Origin of the sequence: Cellvibrio sp. PSBB023 (genome assembly GCF_002007605.1) — a bacterium.
Lineage (GTDB): Bacteria > Pseudomonadota > Gammaproteobacteria > Pseudomonadales > Cellvibrionaceae > Cellvibrio.
Genome location: NZ_CP019799.1, coordinates 3,345,528 through 3,365,374, shown reverse-complemented (window position 1 = coordinate 3,365,374; position 19,847 = coordinate 3,345,528). Strand labels below are relative to the sequence as shown.

The 19,847-nt window shown below is 40.7% G+C and carries 6 protein-coding genes; all 6 read left to right on the top strand.

Translation table 11 applies throughout. The annotated features are described in order from the left end of the window. The first annotated feature begins 1 nt into the window (after position 1). The 6 genes from B0D95_RS14565 (at position 2) to B0D95_RS14540 (ending at position 19,839) form a co-directional block, all read left to right on the top strand. A complete protein-coding gene (locus tag B0D95_RS14565; RefSeq protein WP_149867924.1) occupies positions 2–1,405 on the top strand; it encodes a lipopolysaccharide assembly protein LapB in 1,404 nt (467 codons plus the stop codon). Continuing rightward, on the top strand, positions 1,392–4,202 hold the full coding sequence (locus B0D95_RS14560) for a hypothetical protein (protein ID WP_149867923.1): 2,811 nt from the start codon (positions 1,392–1,394) through the stop codon (positions 4,200–4,202). The genes B0D95_RS14565 and B0D95_RS14560 overlap by 14 nt, the downstream gene beginning before the upstream one ends. 50 nt (positions 4,203–4,252) lie before the next feature. Then, positions 4,253–4,864: a tetratricopeptide repeat protein gene (locus B0D95_RS14555; protein ID WP_168172460.1), complete on the top strand. Its 612-nt coding sequence runs from the start codon at positions 4,253–4,255 to the stop codon at positions 4,862–4,864. A gap of 5 nt (positions 4,865–4,869) precedes the next feature. Then, the gene (locus tag B0D95_RS14550) at positions 4,870–5,103 is read left to right on the top strand and encodes a hypothetical protein (RefSeq protein ID WP_078044572.1); all 234 of its coding nucleotides are present in this window, start codon (positions 4,870–4,872) and stop codon (positions 5,101–5,103) included. Between the two features lie 259 nt (positions 5,104–5,362). Then, positions 5,363–7,432 carry a hypothetical protein gene (locus B0D95_RS14545; RefSeq protein WP_078044571.1) on the top strand — a complete coding sequence of 690 codons (2,070 nt, stop codon included), beginning with the start codon at positions 5,363–5,365 and terminating at the stop codon, positions 7,430–7,432. A gap of 434 nt (positions 7,433–7,866) precedes the next feature. Beyond that, entirely contained in the window at positions 7,867–19,839 is an 11,973-nt protein-coding gene (locus tag B0D95_RS14540) for a filamentous hemagglutinin N-terminal domain-containing protein (protein WP_078044570.1), read from the top strand. Positions 19,840–19,847 lie beyond the last annotated feature (8 nt).

Here is a 19,847-nt window from a genome sequence, read left to right as displayed (position 1 = left end):
AATGACTGCTTTTTATAAAATTGCCCAATATTTTCTAACTATTGTATTAACGATGACTGTCAAGTATAAGCAGTTGTTGCTACTCATACTATTTTTCGCCCAGTCTTCTTATAGCAGTGATTTGCCATCACCATCTAGTGATACACGATTTTCTACGGCAACTGCCGCTGCTTACCAAGATCTTCTGAATAACCCAAAAATAGGTTCGTCGATAACAGATCTCGAAGAAATCATAAAAATATCTGAAGCTGCAATAAAATCAAAGGATTCTATAACTGCAATTGCGACAATCCTGAGCAATATGCCAGCAATTACCCAGCAAATACATTTGCCGCAAATACAGAAAATATCCGCCCTGGCTTTGTCACTTCACAACATCGCAATTGCTGAAACTTTGCTAAAAACAGCAAAAAATCAAGGTGCCACATTTAGTGAAGCACGCATCACTTTTGAACTTGCCAAATATCATGCAGATCAAGGCCAGTGGTCCAATGTAATCACAATGTTTAAAGATTCTGGGGTTATCGAAAACCTTACCAAGGACGATGCTGCCGAGGCTAATTTGTTAATTGGTTCTGCACTACAGCAACAGAAAAAGCATCGTGAAGCCATGGTTTACTATGAAAAAATTAAACCTGAATCAATTCACTATCGTTTGGCACAATTAAATCTTGCTACTGCGAATATCCGCCAGGATTGGTGGACAGATGCACATCTGGCTATCCAACGTGCATTAAAAGCAAGTGGTTCAGAGCGCGATGAGCTGTATTATCGGTTGTATACGGTGTTAGGTTTCTCACAACTTCAATTTGGATTTTATCGGGATGCAAGAGAAAGTTTTCGTAATATCTCACTCAATAGCGATTATATAAACCGGGCTTTACTTGGGTTGGGAATGGCGGCTTTGCACCAAGAAGATTTTATTGGCGCTTTGAATGCGTTTAATCTTTTGCGCGAAAAAAATGAGAATGATATTTCCGTCGCAGAATCTAATTTGTTAGTGGCCTTTACTCTTCGACAGCTTGGTCAGTCTGAAGCTGCATTAAAAGCCTACCAAGAGGCTATTGACTATTATTCGACATTGCTTTCAAAACAAAAAGAAGCGATTTCAAGTATTACGCCCAATCCAACTGAAGATTTATTAATGAGTAAAATTTTCCTCCGCCCCGAAACACGAAATAATAAACAGCTAAATGAAATAGCTGAAAAAATCACCATAATTTCCAATCTTCAAAAATATTCTCTATCAAGTAATCGCATCAATGAATTAGCTGCGGCTAAACAATTTCTTGAAAAAGAATATATAGGTATTGCACAAGAATTATTGGATACAGAACAGGAATCGATTGCCAGTTATTTGAGCCAATCAAAATTTGGTTTGGCAACAATTTATGATGGAAAATAGAGAAATGCAATTGCCTATTCGATACGTATATTTATTGGTCTTTCTTATGTTAGTTGGTTGCAGTACTACAGAACCGCAAGAAAGCACTTTGCGAGACCTGGATGTCCAATCATCAGACAAAGATGTTGCACCTGTATTCGTAAAAGCTAAGACAGAAGCGGACATTAAACAAGCATACAATGATTACTTGGCCTCAGCCTCCTCTGCTGAGAAAGGGCGACGTATGGCCATGAGCCGTTTAGCCGAGTTGGAAATAGCGGAATTAAACAAGCTGGATGAAAGTACTGTCAATAATCAAATAGATATTGAACAGAGTAAAACATATAGAGCATCTATACAACGTACGATAGATTTGTTATCAGCCTCTTTAGCTGAATATCCTGAAGCAAAAGATAACGATAGAATTCTTTATCAATTAGCACAAAATTATGAAAAATTAAATTTCCAGGAGAAATCACTGGATACACTAACGCAACTAACCATGCGATTCCCCCAATCAATTTACTACGCAGAATCTCAGTTTCGTTTGGCTGAAAATGCATTTATTTCGGGGGATTATTTAACTGCTGAAAGTGCATATTCAGAAGTTATATTTAGTTCAAACGGAAATGAATTTTATGAGCGATCGCTAGTAAAGCGTGGATGGTCACGTTATAAACAGAATTTATTCACAGAAGCGATAGAAGACTATGTAGAGGCAATAAAATATCGAAAATTTTCTGCATACCACAGTTTAACAGGTAACGATAAAAGTGACTTTGACGAGTATTTTAGGGCACTTTCCCTTGCAGTTATCAATACCCATGATATAGATGACCTTAAAAACTATTTTAGTGACCCTACCCAATCTGAGTATTTATATTATTCCTATAAATTTATCAGTTTGATTTATGTGGCACAGCAGCGCTATGCAGATGCAACAAGCACTTTGGATAAATTTATTAGCAGTAATCCTGACTCTGAAAATCTACCGGAAGCCTATTTAGATCAAATAACAATATTTAAAAGTGCTGATCTCAATAAGCAATTTGAAACGGCAATGGAAAATTTTTATACCCGTTTTAATGCAAAGAGTAATTATTGGAAGGGTAAAAAAAATACCCAAGCTTACAATATGATAAAAAAATCCATGCGTGACAATATATTGTTGGTTGCTGATGCTCAACAGCAAGCATATAGAACTACGCATGATTCCAAATATTTTACGGCTGCCAACGAATGGTATCGGCGCTACCTAAACCAATACGAGTCCTACGCAAGAACAGACAAGGTATATACAGCTTATGCTGAATTGCTTGCCATAAAAAATATGAATACAGAAGCACTTACTTATTTTGAAAAGGCAGCATACGACGGAAACATAGTATTAGATAAAGAAGCAGCTTATGCCACTATTGAATTAACAGATAAGTTATATAAAGCACAGCCTGAAAATTCACATTGGCTTGATCTTCATTTGACCTATGCATTGCGGTCAGTGCAGTTGTATCAAAAAGAGCCGCGTTATCAACAGGTCAGCTTACATGCTGTAGAGCTTGCTTATAATAATCAACGTTATGCTGATGCGATTAGATTTTCCAATAGTATTGCCGGGGTAACAGAAAACGCTACTCGCAATGAATCAAACTATATTAAAGGTTTATCCTATTTAAAAACCAATAATGCAACAGAAGCTGAAACGATATTTTCTTATTTACTTACAACAGCAAAGAATACTAATGATAAAAATCGTTTCAGTAATAGTTTGGCCTTGGCAATATATCAGCAAGGTAAAGCTGATTTAATGAACAACAAGGTCGACAGCGCTATTACTCATTATGCTCGTGTAGCCAAACAAGCGGGTAGCTCTGATATAGCACCTGACTCGCTTTATGAAGCTATTAGTCTTGCTGTGAAGCATGAGCGCTGGAACCAAGCTGTTGCCAATATTGAATTATTCCAGCGGCAATTCCCTAAGCATAAATTTTATCAAGATGCAACTCGACAGCTTTCAAGTGCATATATCAAACTAGGTAAAGATGATCGTGCAGCTATTGTGTTTGAAGAAATATCAGCAAAAGACAGCGATGAAAATATAAAAATGTCTGCCTTATGGCAGGCAGCTGCCCTGTATGAAATAAAAAATAATGTGCCGGATGCAATTCGCGCATATACACGTTATGTCGACACTTATAAAACACCTTATGCTCAATACATAGAGGCAATGAATAAACTCTCTGCCCTCTATTTAAAACAAAATCAGACTGAAAAATCCAATTTTTGGCAGCAACAGATTATTGCTAGCGATAGCCAAGCTTTACAAAATAATAAAACAGATCGTACAAATTATATTGCCGCTAGTTCCGCTTTGGCGCTTGCTAATATACAAAAAAATAAGTTTGATAATAAAAGACTGGTTGAGCCTCTTGCACAGAGCTTAAGGGATAAGAAAAAATTCATGCAGGATGCGATTTCCCTGTTTGGGCAAGCTTCATCATATAACATTGCAGAAGTAACGACGGAGGCAACTTATTCAATAGCAAATATATACCAAGTATTTGCCAAGTCCTTACTTGATTCTGAGCGACCTAAAAACCTTGCAGGTGATGAGCTTGAACAATACAACATACTAATTGAAGATCAGGCTTTCCCTTTTGAAGAGAAGGCAATAGAGTTTTATGAAATAAACATGGCAAGAACTGCCGATGGCATACAAAGCCCTTGGATTAAGAAAAGTCATACAGAGTTACAGGCACTCTTCCCGTCACGTTATGGACGTCAGGGTAAGTTTAGTATTTTCAGAAGCACAGTAAATTGATTATGAAAAGGATACCTGTTTTTTTAGCTATGCAAGTAAACGGATATATAATGAAAGTTTTGTTAACATTATACTTTCCCAGGCTTATCCTATTATTGGCCATATCTATATTGTTGAGCGCATGTGCAACGGTATCAAAATCGCCGTCCCCTACATCTCAAATAATTAAAAAATCTGTTTCTATTTCCGAAAAAGACTTATTGGATTACGTTCAGGCAGTTGCTGATCTTGAAAAAGGAAATGCCAAAGTAGCAGCTATATCGCTGGGAAAAATTGCAGAAAAAAATCCCGGTTATCTTGACGTATGGGTTAACCTTGCTATTGCCAATTACACCGTAAAAAATATAGCTGATGCTCAGCGATCGATTGAGCATGCCGATAAATTACAGCCGGCCTCAGCCGATATTAATAATATCAAAGGGCTCATTTGTGTCGAGAGCGGTCAATATAAAAATGCAGAAAAAAACTACCTAAATGCGTTAAAGCTTGATGCTAAAAATCCTAATATTCACTACAACATGGCTCTGCTTTACGATCTTTACTATCAGAATATCGCGAAGGCTATTCCATATTACGAAAGTTATCTTTTGCTTGCAGGCCAAAAAGATGAAGAAACTGAGGCTTGGGTACAAGAATTAAAACAAACATTGAAAAGGGAGTAATCATTATGAAGCTGCATAAATTTATTATTCTTGGGCTCGGTATTTCCTTGTCAGTATTTGCTAGCAATGAAAATAATCCGGAAGCTGTAGATGCTAGTCAAGGACTACCTAACATTTTGTATGTAGTTCCCTGGAAAGATGGAAAAGATAAAAAAGTAACCAATCCTAAATTAGTGTTGCATGACTTAATGGGTGACTTATATGAACCACAGTTAGCTTCTGACTGGGAATCGCAGTAATGCGCTGTTAATGAATGAAACCTCAACACAATTACCCTCCCGGTTGTGCGTCACAAGCTTGGCGCCAAAAACATCATAATCTTTCATTGTTGCTGGCAAATAATAAAAATAAAACCCGGTCACAAAATGTCTATAAAAGTGTCACGCATAGTCAATTTCCTACAGCCAAGCATGATTGCTAGCAAGTAGAATCCCCGCCTTTTTACGCTCTGCTCTCCAAGCAGATCCCTACTTCATCGCAAAAGGAGTCATTACTATCATGACGATAGCAACACTGCACCGCGTATTTTCCCGAACGGTTCTAATTCTAGGCCTTGCCTCACTTGTTGCCTGTGGCGGCGGTGGAGGTGGCAGTGGCAGTAATCCAGCACCAAACACCAGTAGTACTGTTGCTGTGAGTAGCAATAGTAGTAACCTCAGTCAGATTGGAACCAGTAGCAGTACATCCTCTACTCCTGTCGTAGATACAACCCCCAATCCCTATAGCTTTACCGCAATTGTCGATGCCGAGCTCTCCGCAGTGATTGAATCCGCGCCGGTTACTATTTCAGGGATCAATACCGCAACCACAGTGAGTATCACCGGTGGTGAGTATTCGATTAATGGCAGTGCCTTTACTGCATCCGCAGGCAGTATTAGCAACGGCCAGAGCATCGTCGTGCGCGTAACCGCGTCGGCATCTCACAGTACAACGGTTACTGCACAACTGACCCTGGGTGATGTTGCAGCCACCTTCAGTGTCACAACCAAAGCAGATACCACACCAGATGCTTTCACATTTGAGCCAGCAATCAACGCTGAATTAGATACTGCCTACACCTCCAATAGCATCACAGTCAGCGGTATAGATGCAGCAGTGCCTATCAGCATCACCGGTGGTGAGTATTCAATTAATGGAGGCGAATTTACCTCCGCCACTGGCACTGTATCAGTGAACAACACAGTGCGATTGAAAGGCGTATCGGCGAATAACAATAAGGTCAGTGTCGATGTGGTTGTGACTATCGGTGGTGTGAGTGCCACCTATACCATCACCACCCTGCCCGACACCATCCCACCGGTTGCTGAATTCAAATTCCCCACGCCTTACACCATGAGCGAAGCCAATAGTGTCAAAGTGCGTGGAACAGCCACAGATAACAACACCATTACCAGTGTAAAAGTGGTGGTGAGATCCTATGACCTGGCGACACCGGATACCACGATTAGCTCAGACGAGTTTGAGGTAACTCCTATCACCGATACCGATGGCGTAAAAGATTTTTCCAGTTGGACCGCAAATATCACATTAACCGCAAACGCAGAAAATGAAATCAAAGTCATTGCGACGGATGAGCATGGTAATACCACAGCGCTGGAGGAAGCGAATAAGGTTGTTATTCGGCAGGCAAATGTAAGGAGTGCGTTTCCGGTTGAGGGGGATCAGATTTATAACATAGGAAACAGTGTATTGGACATTGAACGCAATCGCATACTTATGACTGAAAATAGAAAAGTAACGGTAGTGGATATTGCTACTGGACAGCGTAGTGCATTTATAGATCATGAAAGTATCTGTAATGATCCCTTGTATGGACTGATTATTGACTATCAAAACGCACGATTCTATGGTCGTTGCGGTGGTTATAAAATGATGGTATTTGATTTACTGGATGGTAGCTTTATCGAAGACTACATGTCTTTTGGCGGCGCTGCATTTGGTATGTCTTTAGATAGAGAAAATGGTAGAAATAGATTGGTGCTAGTAGAAAACACATCTGCCTCTGCAGAGGGTGGTGGTCGAGTACTTGGGTTTTCGTTAGATTCAAAAGAATTCTCCTTGATCTCCGCCGCCAGTGAACAGCCATTAATTAAAAATTCAAGAAATATAGCAATAGATGGTGATAACTACTGGGTAACTTCGGGGGGGCAGCTTGCGGATGTAACACAACATCAAGTTATTAAGGTGAACGCAATAACAGGTAAGCGTGAAGTGTTCTCGGATAACACAATCGGCAGTGGTGAGCTTTTTAGCGCTCGGTTACCAGATGGCGAAACTGCGGCGTTGAGAGGTATTGTAAAGGATAAAAAATATAATCGGCTTATTGTGATGGAGAGTATTTCTAATAAATTACTGGCTATCGATTTAACGACAGGTGAGCGCAGTTTGTTTAAGGATATGTCTTATGCTGGTGCGAGTGATAAGACTGTGCTCTCTAGAGATATGAAGCTTGATGAGCAAAATGAGTTTCTATTAATCACCGATGATATGCGCCAAGCGTTGATAATAGTTGACCGCGAAACTGGTGAAAAATTGATTCTTAATAAGTCTGAGAATAGTTTTCCGTAAAATATTTTCAACATGGCAATAGAGCCAATATTTCTCCTTTGATTTATGTTAAGCCTTTCCTGAGAGCATACAGCGTGCTCTTAGGGAAACACGCCATAGATTAATTCCCGTCTACCAAGGCTTATTACTAGCAAGCAAAATCTGGCCGTTCTGAATATGTGGCTGTATTCAAAAATCACTTCTATCAATACCAATTAACTGCACAAAATTGTCGTCAAAAACATCAATCTATTAGATTTTTTATCGATAAAAATAAAAATAAAACCTGATCACAAAATGTCTAAATAAGCGTCACGCATAGTCAATTTCCTACAGCCAAGCATTATTGTCAGCGGGTAAAATCCGCGCCCTTGGAATCGCTTTATTTTGTGCGATTCATTGCCTTTGTGCACTGCATCACATTTGATGAAAAACGACATGTTTAGGAATGACATATGAGTAGCACCACCCTTCCCAAGCGCTTTGCCTCTATTTCTCGTCAACCACAGCTCTCTCGCCAAAAACTTTATGCAGCCATGCTGATTGCCTCGCAATGGATGTCGGCGAGCCCCTTGTGGGCGGCGCCTGAAGGGGGTGAGGTGGTGGGCGGTGAAGGTGTTATTACGCAGAATGGTGTGGATACCTTGATCCATCAAGCTAGCGACCGATTGGCAATTGATTGGCGGAGCTTTGATGTGGCGGCGAATGAGCGCGTGGAGTTTATTCAGCCCAGTTCCTCCTCTATTGCGCTGAACCGTGTGCTTAGCAACAGTGCCAGTCATATTTTGGGGCGCATCGATTCCAATGGCCAAGTGATGTTGGTGAATCCCAATGGCGTGGTATTTGGCAAAGACGCCATCATTAATGTGGGGGGAATGATCGCCAGTGGTATGAGCATTGACCCCGCCAGTTTTATTAATGGCGACTTTACGTTGAACAGTTTGGAAGGCACAGACGGTAAGGTCATCAATTACGGCATTATCAATGCGGCTACAGGTGGTTCCGTTACGCTGGTGGGCCAACAAGTACAGAACAATGGTTTGATTTCCGCCAAGCTCGGTGCAGTGAATTTAGCTGCCGGTAATGAAGCGGTGCTCACATTTGACCCGTCTGGTTTGGTGGGCGTAAAGGTTACTGAAGCGGTTTTACAACAGGCGTTAGGTGTTGATGCTGCTGTAATCAACAACGGCACAATCAACGCTGATGGCGGTCGTGTTTTACTCAGCGCCAGTGTGAGCGAAGATATTTTTTCCGATGCTGTCAATAACGGCGGAATGAATAAAACCAGTAGTGTCGTAATGCATGAGGATGGCAGTTTTACCCTGGGCGCCGGCGCCGATGTTATCAATACCGGCCACATAGACACCTCTGTTGCTAATGGTGCCGCCGGTAAAGTCGTTGTTGTAGGCAATAACGTCACCACTAGTGGCACTATCACCGCGAACACCGGCTCTGGTACGGCGGGTGCGATTGAGCTCCACAGTACTGATACCACTCTGGTTACAGAATCGGGTGCTATTTCTGCGCAAGCAACCACACAAGGGCATGGCGGCGATATTAAAGTACTCGGCAATAAAGTGGGCTTACTTGATAACGCACAAGTGAATGCCTCCGGTGCAAATGGCGGTGGGCAGGTATTAATTGGCGGTGATAAAACCGGACAAAATCTGCAAATCCGCAATGCAGATTTTATTTATTTGGGTAAGGATTCTTCTGTAAAAACCGATGCATTAATCAATGGCAATGGCGGAAAATTAATTACCTTCGCCAGCGATACCGCTCGTATTTACGGCAACCTTTATTCGCGCGGTGGTAGTGAAGGCGGTAACGGTGGTTTTATTGAAACATCGGGATTAAAGGGGTTTGAAATTTTAAATACGCCGGATATTACTGCAGCGGCGGGATCTGGTGGGACTTGGTTGATTGATCCGTATGATATTGTTATAAATGATAATGATAATGATAATTATAAAATAGATACTGATGAGAAAAAATTTACATCTGTTGACTCAGCGAGATTAGGTGCTAGTAACATAAAGAGTGCATTAGAAAATGGTTCCACTGTTATTGTTCAGACGGGAGGAAGTGCCGGAGATGGCAATGGTAATGGAAATATTACAGTATCCGGTAGAATTACATTTGATATCAACAATGGTTCAAATGAAGATGGTACAGCAACACTAAGGTTGCTGGCTCATGGCAACATTAATATCGGCGCAACGATAGAGCGTGATAACGACAATGACTCGACGAATAATGGGCAAAATAACGCTAGTAATACAGGAAAAGGAATTTTAAATATTGAGCTTATTGCTAATAAAGATAATGTGGGTGGGGGAAATATAACTATCACCAACGGTGTAAACATAGCAACCAATGGTGGGTATTTTTATGCGGGGAAAAGCGCAGCAGAAATTGATGGTCGTTTAGATGATGACTACACGAATAAGATTGTTGATTTCACTTCAATTGGTGCAACCATAAACACCAGTGGTGCATTCGGTGGTGGTGATATTGTTATTAATGCAACGAATAACGTTTCATTAGGTGTATTAAAATTTGGATACGATTATTTAAATGCGTATAAAAAGCAAGATAACAGTACAAATGTAGCAAACTTGGTTCGAGTCGGTTCAGTCAGTGTTAATGCAGGTGGAGATGTTACGCTCGGCGGTGCAATCGATTTTAATAATACCGGGAAAAGAAAGAATAATGGAGAAAAAGGATATATTGGTAATACTCTGGATGGAGAAGATACCCTTTTAAAAATTAATGCTCTCGGCAATATAACTATTGGTGCGTTAATTAGTGATGCTGGATATGGCGACGCCCGCGATGCATTGGATATTGACTTAACTGCAGGTAATGCCATAACAATTAATGCCAACATATATACGGCTGGTGGGAACTTTACCACTTCAAGTCAAACATTTAATTCATCGGGTCGGTTAATAAATACAGATCGGGCAAATTCAAATCCTAGTGACACAATTACCGATGTTAACGGCAATGGCATCCAAAATGGCAACGCGCAATGGTCTAACCGCGGCAATATAACCATTAATGCAGCTTCTACAGTCACTCTTGGATCATTAGTAACGGATGCCGTTGCTGAAAAAGGAGAAAGGCAGGGAAATTTAATAATTCAAGGCATTAATCAAACAGACGGTATTTCAACGGATAGCCTTACGGTGACGCAAAGCGGTTCACTGGATATTGCGGGCACTAGCACCTTTAACCTTGGCACCGGTGGAAATATTACGTTATTAGACGATGACAATAGGTTCGCGGGTAGCTTGTCATTTGTTAGCGCAAATAATGTGGAAGTGAAAAATACCAAAGCAACGGTGCTTGATGATTCAGAAATTACGAGCACCTTCGTTCTGGTTAGTGATGGAATTTCACAGGATGAAGGAAAAAAATTAATCATTGGCGGCGATACATCCTTAAATTCCGGTACAAAAAATATTGTATTTAATGGCTCTGTCAATTCAACGGAATCAACGGAATCAACGGAAGCCAATTTGACGCTCATAGGCGGAGACATCAGTTTCGCTAATGCAGTGGGCGGCATCAAGCGTTTGGGCGAATTTACAATTACCTCTACTGGCGAGGTTAAATTCCAGAGTATTGATGCTACACCTGCTGTTGCTCAAGACATCAGTGCCAAATCATTGAGTGTAACTGCTGCAAAATCTTTCATTTCAGGCAACATAACTACCGCTGGTGGCGATGTTGATATTACGGCTTCTGATAGCATCATAGTTCAGTCAATAAATACTTCTGCCGATACGGCAGGAAAAATTGCGCTGACGGTGAATGGTAATGGTGACGAAAAGAGCATTACCATAAATGGTGATTTGAATGCACAAAACACAGACGGTAGTCAAAACGACGTTGTGTTAACCCTGAAGGATACTTCGGCAGCAGGTGCCATAAACCTCAATCATACTAGTTTCTTTTCTTCAGATGTTACTCTCACAGGCTTAGGCGAAAAAAACACGCTCAATGCTTTGGATGTTGATAATACCTGGGAGCTGACGGCAGATAATGCGGGCACTATTACCGGAAATACAAATTCAAAAAAAATCACCTTTTCCGGTTTTGAAAATATTAATGGTGGTTCTGAAGGTGATGCCTTTATAGTTAAAAATAATAGTAAATTTACTGGCTTAATTGATGGCGGCGCCGGTGCAAATTCACTCAATATTGCCGATGAATCTAACACGGATGCTTATGCGATAGCCGTCGCCAATATCTACGATGAAAACGCATCCCTTACTGTTAAAGGCATTACAACCATTGTTGGCAATAACCATAACGATACCTCTTTGATAATCGCTTCCGGAAATAATGAGTGGATTATTGACGGTATCGATAAAGGAATGGTTAGCTTAGTATCCTTTGAGCAAATCAAAAATTTAATGGGTGGTGAAGGCAACGACAGTTTTAAATTTGGAGCTGCCGGACAGATTACGGGGTCCATTAATGGTGGATCAGGTAATAACAGTATCACTGCACGCGAAGCAGACACCTTATGGATGATTAATGGTGAAAATTCCGGCTCCTTGGGCTTGGCCAGTGAAGTAGGAACACGCTATCTGGAAAGTTTCAGTAATGTTCAGCATTTAATCGGTACTGAAGCGAATGATACGTTTATTTTTACTAATGACGCTAAAGTCGAGTTAGCCGATGGTAAAGATGGTTTTGACACGGCAGATTTATCACAAATTACAACCGATATTACAGTTACTATAGATGAAACCTCAGAATACGGTTTTACGAGTGTAGAGAAAATTATTGCAAACGAAAACGCTAACTTCACTTTGGCTGCCACCTCTGGCAATAACAATTGGAGTATTGATAGCAGTAATGCTGGTCAGGTAAATGGAATTCAGTTTGTGGATTTTAAAATCCTGCAAGGTGGGTCAGACATTGATACCTTTACGATTGATACCAACTTCGCCGGTTCAATTTATGGCGGGGCTGGAAATGATATTTTTAATATCAACGCCCAAGTAGGCAGCATTTTCGGCGGCAATGGCGATGACCGTTTTGTTTTCTTCGAAGTGGGAAGCGTTACCACGGCAAGCGGTAATGATGGTGATGATATTGTGGACCTCAGCAATCTCACGGCAGCTCGCATTATCACCCTAAACGGCACCAGCATAAATAATGTAGACAGTGTTTCCCGTGTAATTGCCAATAGCGCTTATGACTTCACTTTGGAGGCCACTTCTGGCAATAACATCTGGCGCATTTATGATTTTGATGATTCGGGCACGGCAGCCGACAGTACCAATGACGGTGTCGTAAATGGCATTCAGTTTGTGGACTTTAAAATTCTGCAAGGTGGATCGGGCATTGATACCTTTACGATAGATACCAACTTCGACGGCTCAATTTATGGTGGTGACGGAAATGATATTTTCAATATCAATGCCAAAGTAAATGAGTTGCACGGTGAAAATGGAGCAGACATCTTTAATATCCATGCGCTAGTAAATAATATTTCTGGCGGAAGTGGTAATGACAGTTTTATTTTTTACGCGGGAGGCGATGTAACCACAGCAAATGGTGATGCAGGTAGTGATCTTGTAGACTTTAGTAATCTCAACGCAAATTATACTATTACCTTAAACGGCTCTACTATTAACAATATTGCCAGTGTCTCGCGTGTGATCGCAAATGGCGCTTATGAATTCACCTTGGCTGCCACTTCTGGTAATAACACTTGGCGCGTTTATGATTTTGATGGTTCGGGCACAGCAGCCGACGGTACAAATGACGGTGTGGTAAATGGCATTCAGTTTGTGGACTTTAAAATCCTGCAAGGTGGATCGGGCATTGATACCTTTACGATTGATACCAATTTCATGGGGACAATTGATGGTGGTGTCGGTAATGATATTTTTAATATCAATGCCCAGGCAGGTAGCATTTTCGGCGGTGATGGTGCAGACACCTTTAATATTAATGCACTGGTAAACAATATTTCTGGTGGCAATGGCGATGACCGTTTTGTTTTCTTCGAAGTGGGAAGCGTTACCACGGCAAGCGGTAATGATGGCGATGATATAGTGGACTTCAGCAATCTCACGGCAGCCCGCACAATTACCCTAAACGGCACCCGCATTAATAATGTCGACAGTGTTTCCCGTGTGATTGCCAATAGCGCTTATGACTTCACCTTGGCCGCTACCTCTGGTAATAACACTTGGCGCATTTATGATTTTGATGGTTCGGGCACGACAGCCGACGGTACTAATGACGGTGTGGTAAATGGTATTCAGTTTGTGGATTTTAAAATCCTGCAAGGCGGATCGGGCATTGATACCTTTACGATAGATACCAACTTCGACGGCTCAATTTATGGTGGTGACGGAAATGATATTTTCAATATCAATGCCAAAGTAAATGAGTTGCACGGTGAAGATGGAGCAGACACTTTTAATATCAAAGCCCAGGTAGAAAACATTTTTGGCGGCAATGGCGATGACCGTTTTGTTTTCTTCGAAGGAGGAAGTGTTACTACGGCAAGCGGTGATGATGGCTACGATATCGTGGACTTCAGCAATCTCACGGCAGCCCGCATTATCACCCTAAACGGCACCAGCATAAATAATGTCGACAGTGTTTCCCGTGTAATTGCCAATAGCACTTATGACTTCACTTTGGAAGCCACTTCTGGCAATAACATCTGGCGCATTTATGATTTTGATGATTCGGGCACGGTAGCCGACGGTACTAATGACGGTGTGGTAAATGGTATTCAGTTTGTGGATTTTAAAATCCTGAAAGGAGGATCGGGTATTGATACCTTTACGATAGATACCAACTTCAAGGGGACAATTTATGGTGTTGCTGGTAACAACGTTTTTAATGTCAATGCTAATGTAAATACTATTTATGGCGGCGACGAAAATGATTCTTTTGTGTTGGGTAATTCTGGCTCTGTCACAACACTCAATGGTGGATTGGGAACCAATACACTGACTGGCCGAAATAATAACAATGTCTGGACCTTAACTGCAGATAATACAGGTAGCTTATCTACGGGTAACACAACCTACATTAATAATTTCTCTAATATACAAGTACTGCAAGGCGGCAATGCTGTTGACATATTCAATCTGGACTTTGCCTTTTCAGGAACAGTGAAAGGTGGTGCAGGAGCCGACATTTTTAATGTGAATGCGGAAACTAATATCCTTGATGGAGAAGACGGTAATGATAGTTTCCGATTTAATAGTGATTCTAATATCGGTAGCGCAAATGTAATTCATGGTGGTGATGGTAATAACGATATTAGCGGCCGTGAAACGATCAATACCTGGGAGATTACCTCGACGAATACCGGTAGTGTAAGTGTGACATCGGGTACAACTTATATTGCCAGCTTTAATAATATTCAAACACTGAATGGTGGTGCAGCAGCAGACGACTTTATTATCAATGCCAGTATTGGCACTATCCAATCCGGTGCTGGAAATAATACGTTTTATGTCAATACCGCTGTCGGACACCTGCAAGGTGGTGCCGATAATGATCACTTTATCTTTGGTGCAGCAGGTTCAGCACAATCTATTATTGGTGCCGGCGGTGTAAATAGCTTAACAGGACGTAATGCTAACAATACATGGAATATTACGGGTGCTCATGCAGGTAATTTGGGTGTTACAGGTGCAGGTTTATATGTAACCAATTTTTCAAACATTCAAAATCTGCAAGGTGGCAATAGCATAGATATTTTCAATATCAATGCTATTGCGGGAAGTGTGTTTGGAAATGCGGGCAACGATCAGTTTGTATTTAATAGTAATAATAATGCAGGTAGCGCCGCACTGATTGATGGTGGTGCAGATAATAATATCCTTATCGGGCGCAATGCGGAAAATACCTGGACAATGCTTGGCGCTAATAATGGAACATTATCAACTACTAATGGTACTAACTATGTTGCGAATTTTTCTGCAATCCAGCAGCTGGAAGGTGGAAACGCGGTAGATAGTCTTGTTGCGATTAACCAGGATAATGATTGGAACATCACCGGGGTTAATAGAGGGAACCTTGGCGCATCAGGCTCAACATCTTTCATCACATTTACCAATATAGAGAATCTAATTGGTCGCCAGGCACTTGATAGATTTACCTTTACCAGCAATCAAAGCTACATCACTGGTTTAATTGATGGTGGTAGTTCAGCAACATTAGCATCGATTCAGGATTCATTGGATCTTACAGCAGTAACCAGTGGCGTGACGGTTGAGTTAGGTAATAGTTCATCCAATCATCTCAATGTCGTTAATATTGAATCTATTACGGCATATACAGGAAATCCAAATAACAATGTCATCATTGGCGCAAGCGATAGCGCATACCGTTGGAATATCACTAGCTTGAATGCTGGCTCCATAGAGCGTATCACCTCCCCTTCTTTGGAAACCAGCGTCAACTTCAATAATTTTGGTGAACTGCGCGGCGGCACAAACAGCGATAGATTTAATGTTCAAGCACAAGTGAGCAAAAGTATTAGTGGTGGTGAAGGTGAAGGTATCGATCTGGTTGATTATTCTAATAGAACAGAAGATGTTGCAATAACCATTGGTGGCAATGGCTCATTAGGTGTTACCGGTATTAATGGCATTGAAGGCATTATTGGTAATAGTGGTGTAAACAGTGCTTATAACAGCACGATTAATGTTACCGATGGCAATAATACCTGGACAATTGGCGCTTTCGATAGCTTTTCTGACGGAATTAATGATGGAACTATTAATATCAATGGAAAAATTATTTCCTTTGAAAATTTTAATCGACTTATTGGTGGCTCCGGAAATGATACCTTTAATTATTCCGCCCTTGGTCAATTGATAGGACTGATTGATGGAGGTGCTGGTGATAATATTGTAAATGCCTCGCAATCTACAAAAGCACAACAATTTCATGTCAGTGGTAATGAGCCAGGTGCGACTAATATCGTAAGAATAAAAGAACTCACAGGGAACCTATCAACCAATAGTGTATTAGTTAGCCAGTCTTCATCAAATATATGGAATATTAATAATCAAGGGATTGGGCGACTAAATGATTCATTGCGTTTTTCAGGAATAACCAACCTTATGGGTGGAAATTATGTAGACGTTTTTAATATTGACAATATTGCATCATTGAAGGGATTAATTGATGGTAGTGGTGGTGTTGATCGTGTAAATCTTACTGGTATCAATTCAGATATAAGCTTGGGTATTGGTGCTACTGCCGTTGCTGATTTAAAAATAGCGAACATTGAGCTAGTTGAAGCAAATACCAATAGAAATAATGCGCTTATTGCTGAAAAATCGAATGATAATACTTGGGAAATATCTGCCCGCAATGCGGGAAAACTGAATGGCACACTGTCTTTTTCCGGCTTTGCTAATCTGATCGGTGGTGAAAAGACGGATGTGTTTAGCTTTATTAATGAACTGTCTGATATCAGTGGTTTTATTGATGGCAATAAGGGGCATGATAGTCTGGATCTGAGTATCAGTAACCGTGATGCGGTTGTCCGTATAGTCTCTGATGATACAACGGCAAACAATAACAATATCAGAATTAAAAACATCGAAGAGATCGCAGCGGATGCAAGGAAAAATAATCAACTGATTGCCAGTGATCTGGATAATTTATGGACCATCACTGCAACTGATGCAGGGCGATTAAGTGATGTTACCTCTTCATCGACTATAGTATTTTCGAACTTTAAACATCTGACTGGCGGCAATCAAAACGACACCTTTAACTTTGAATCAACAGGAAATATTACCGGTTTTATCGATGGCGCTGGCCAGCGTGAGCAAGATGTTGTCGATGTGAGTAAATCGGTCAATCCGAATATTGTTATCACTGCTGTAGGTGCAGAGAGTGGTTATGCCAATATCGAAAAATTTATTGGCAATAACATCACCAGTAGTATTACGGGTGATAACCGTGTGAATAACTGGGTTGTTCACAATAATAGCGGTACCATTAATAGCTCGATTATGTTTGAGGGATTCGTTAACCTGATTGGTGGTAATAATCAAGATACCTTTCTGTTGGAGAACGCTGCTCTATCTGGGTATATCGATGGCTCCGGTGGTAACGATACTTTCACCCTTGCGCAAAGTAGCGTCGCGGGCGGTATTAGCGGTGGCGCTGGCGATGATGTATTTAATATAACCGTAGCAAACGGTTTTTCCGGTACATTGGATATTCGTGGTGGGCAAGGCGATGATCGCCTGTTTATATCTGGTGGTGATGCAAATTACAAAGCTACGCATCAGCAAGGGGTTTTGCAATATACAAGTCCGGCTAATCTCGTTTATACAGCGAATTATTCCGACATAATGGAAATTACTGATAGCGTAATTGCGGATAGCCTTGCGGTATCAGGTACATCGGCGAGTGATATCTTCACGCTGCAAAACAATAAATACTGGTTAAATCCAACACTATCTGTAAATTATCTGCAAAAGCAAAATCTCATTATTAATGGTGCGGCAGATGATCAGGTAAAGATAGATGGAGCTGTGTCTATTGCTAAAACCTTTACGGTTAATAATGCCTCTCTAATAGGTGAAAATGCTGGAAAAATAATTGCTCAAAACCTTGAGCTGATTGCCACTCAAGACGTTGGCAGTAATTCTGATCGATTAAAACTAGCGGTTGATAACATCTATTTAAAATCAACCAAAGGTAATGTATATATCGATGAGCAAGACTCCCTTACGATAAAAGAATTCTCTACATCAACTACTGCCTTATTCGATCTGCTCATAGGGGGAGATTTACTTTCTTCTACAAGTATTAATTATGCCGGTCAATTTAATGCCAATTCACAATACGGCAATATCCTACTGAATAACACGAATACTTTTACCGGTAATTTGAATTTAAAAGCAGCTGGGAATATTGCGATAAAAAACAGTGCTGCTGTAAACTTTGAAGAAGTTCGTGCTCAAAACCTGAGTGTTGAAGCCGATGGAACGGTAACAGGCATTGGCTCCATTATTGTGAATGGTCTAACCAGCATATCGTCCGGTGCTAATGTTACTTTCATGCATGCTGACAATGATCTTAATTCGCTTGCAATTGTTAAAGCGAATAATGTTTTCCTTAAGGATAAAAATAGCCTTACATTAACTGGCGTTTCTGCATCTGGTGATGTCTCTCTCAGCGCAAAAGAGACAGTAAATATTGCTTCAGCATGTGTAAATGATTGCGCTGAAAATTATGGCGTGCGCGCAAAAAATCTGGAAATAAATACTGGTGCCGGAGCTATCACGGTCGGTAAGAATATTGATGTTATTGATAATCTTACATTTAGAGCCAATGGTATAACTGTAAATGATGCACTCTCCGCAAAAAATATCAATCTGAATGCTGGCGCAGACACTTTATTATTAAGTGAGCGTGGCAATCTAAATGGACTAGCGGGAAATTCTATTGCGCTTAGTGGCAATAGAATTGAGCAGCGGTCGGTTATTAAGGGTAATGGAGATATCAGTTTTGTTGCAGCCGATGATATTCAAATGGCTAATGGTTCTTTGACGGAATCCCTGTCTGGCAATGTAACTTATCGCGGTAAAAATATTGCACTTGGCAGCATTAAAGCTGTTAATGGTTCTGTTAATCTGACCGCAAACGGAGCCATAAGTGACAATAATGGTGATGACATCAATATAGAGGCAAACCGTTGGAATGCAGATGCAATAGCCGGTATAGGAGTGGGCCGTTTCGGCTCCTTGGGGCAGGATGCTATAGAAACAGATGTGAATATACTGTCTGTGAGAAACGCCGGTAAGCTTCAGGGCGATACAAAAATTAATATCTTAAACACAGATTCACTCATCATTGAGCAGTTGAGAAATAATGGTGATATTTCTATAGCCAATCTCACTGGCGACATCATCCTTGATAATACTAATAATGAACCATTTAACATTAATGACAGCGATGCGCGTACACAAGGCGGTGTTATTAATGCCGGGACAAACGGCGGCATTTTAACCCTATCTATACCCAACGGAATGGTTCGCGCTGAAAACAAAGCCGTTAAATCCAATCCTGACATTATTGCTGATATAGCTACTTTTGATTATTCAGAGAATACGAAATTTAGTTTTGGTGAGCGGGATCGGAAAATTGTTATGCATATTCCGAGCTTCTATAAACAGACTGCCAGAACCAGTTCTATTATTTGGTACTTGAAAAAGCCACTTGATACCGCGGATTCATCTACACCGATAAAAAATCTCATGAGTAATGACCAGTTAATTCAAATTGAAGGACTGAGTGAAATTGATCCGGCTATTTTCACGAATGTAAGCAACTATATTCATGATGAGGTTGCTATTTTAATGCCAGCCGATCAGCGTTTTGATGAAGATGAATACGCAGAATAAATTCACTA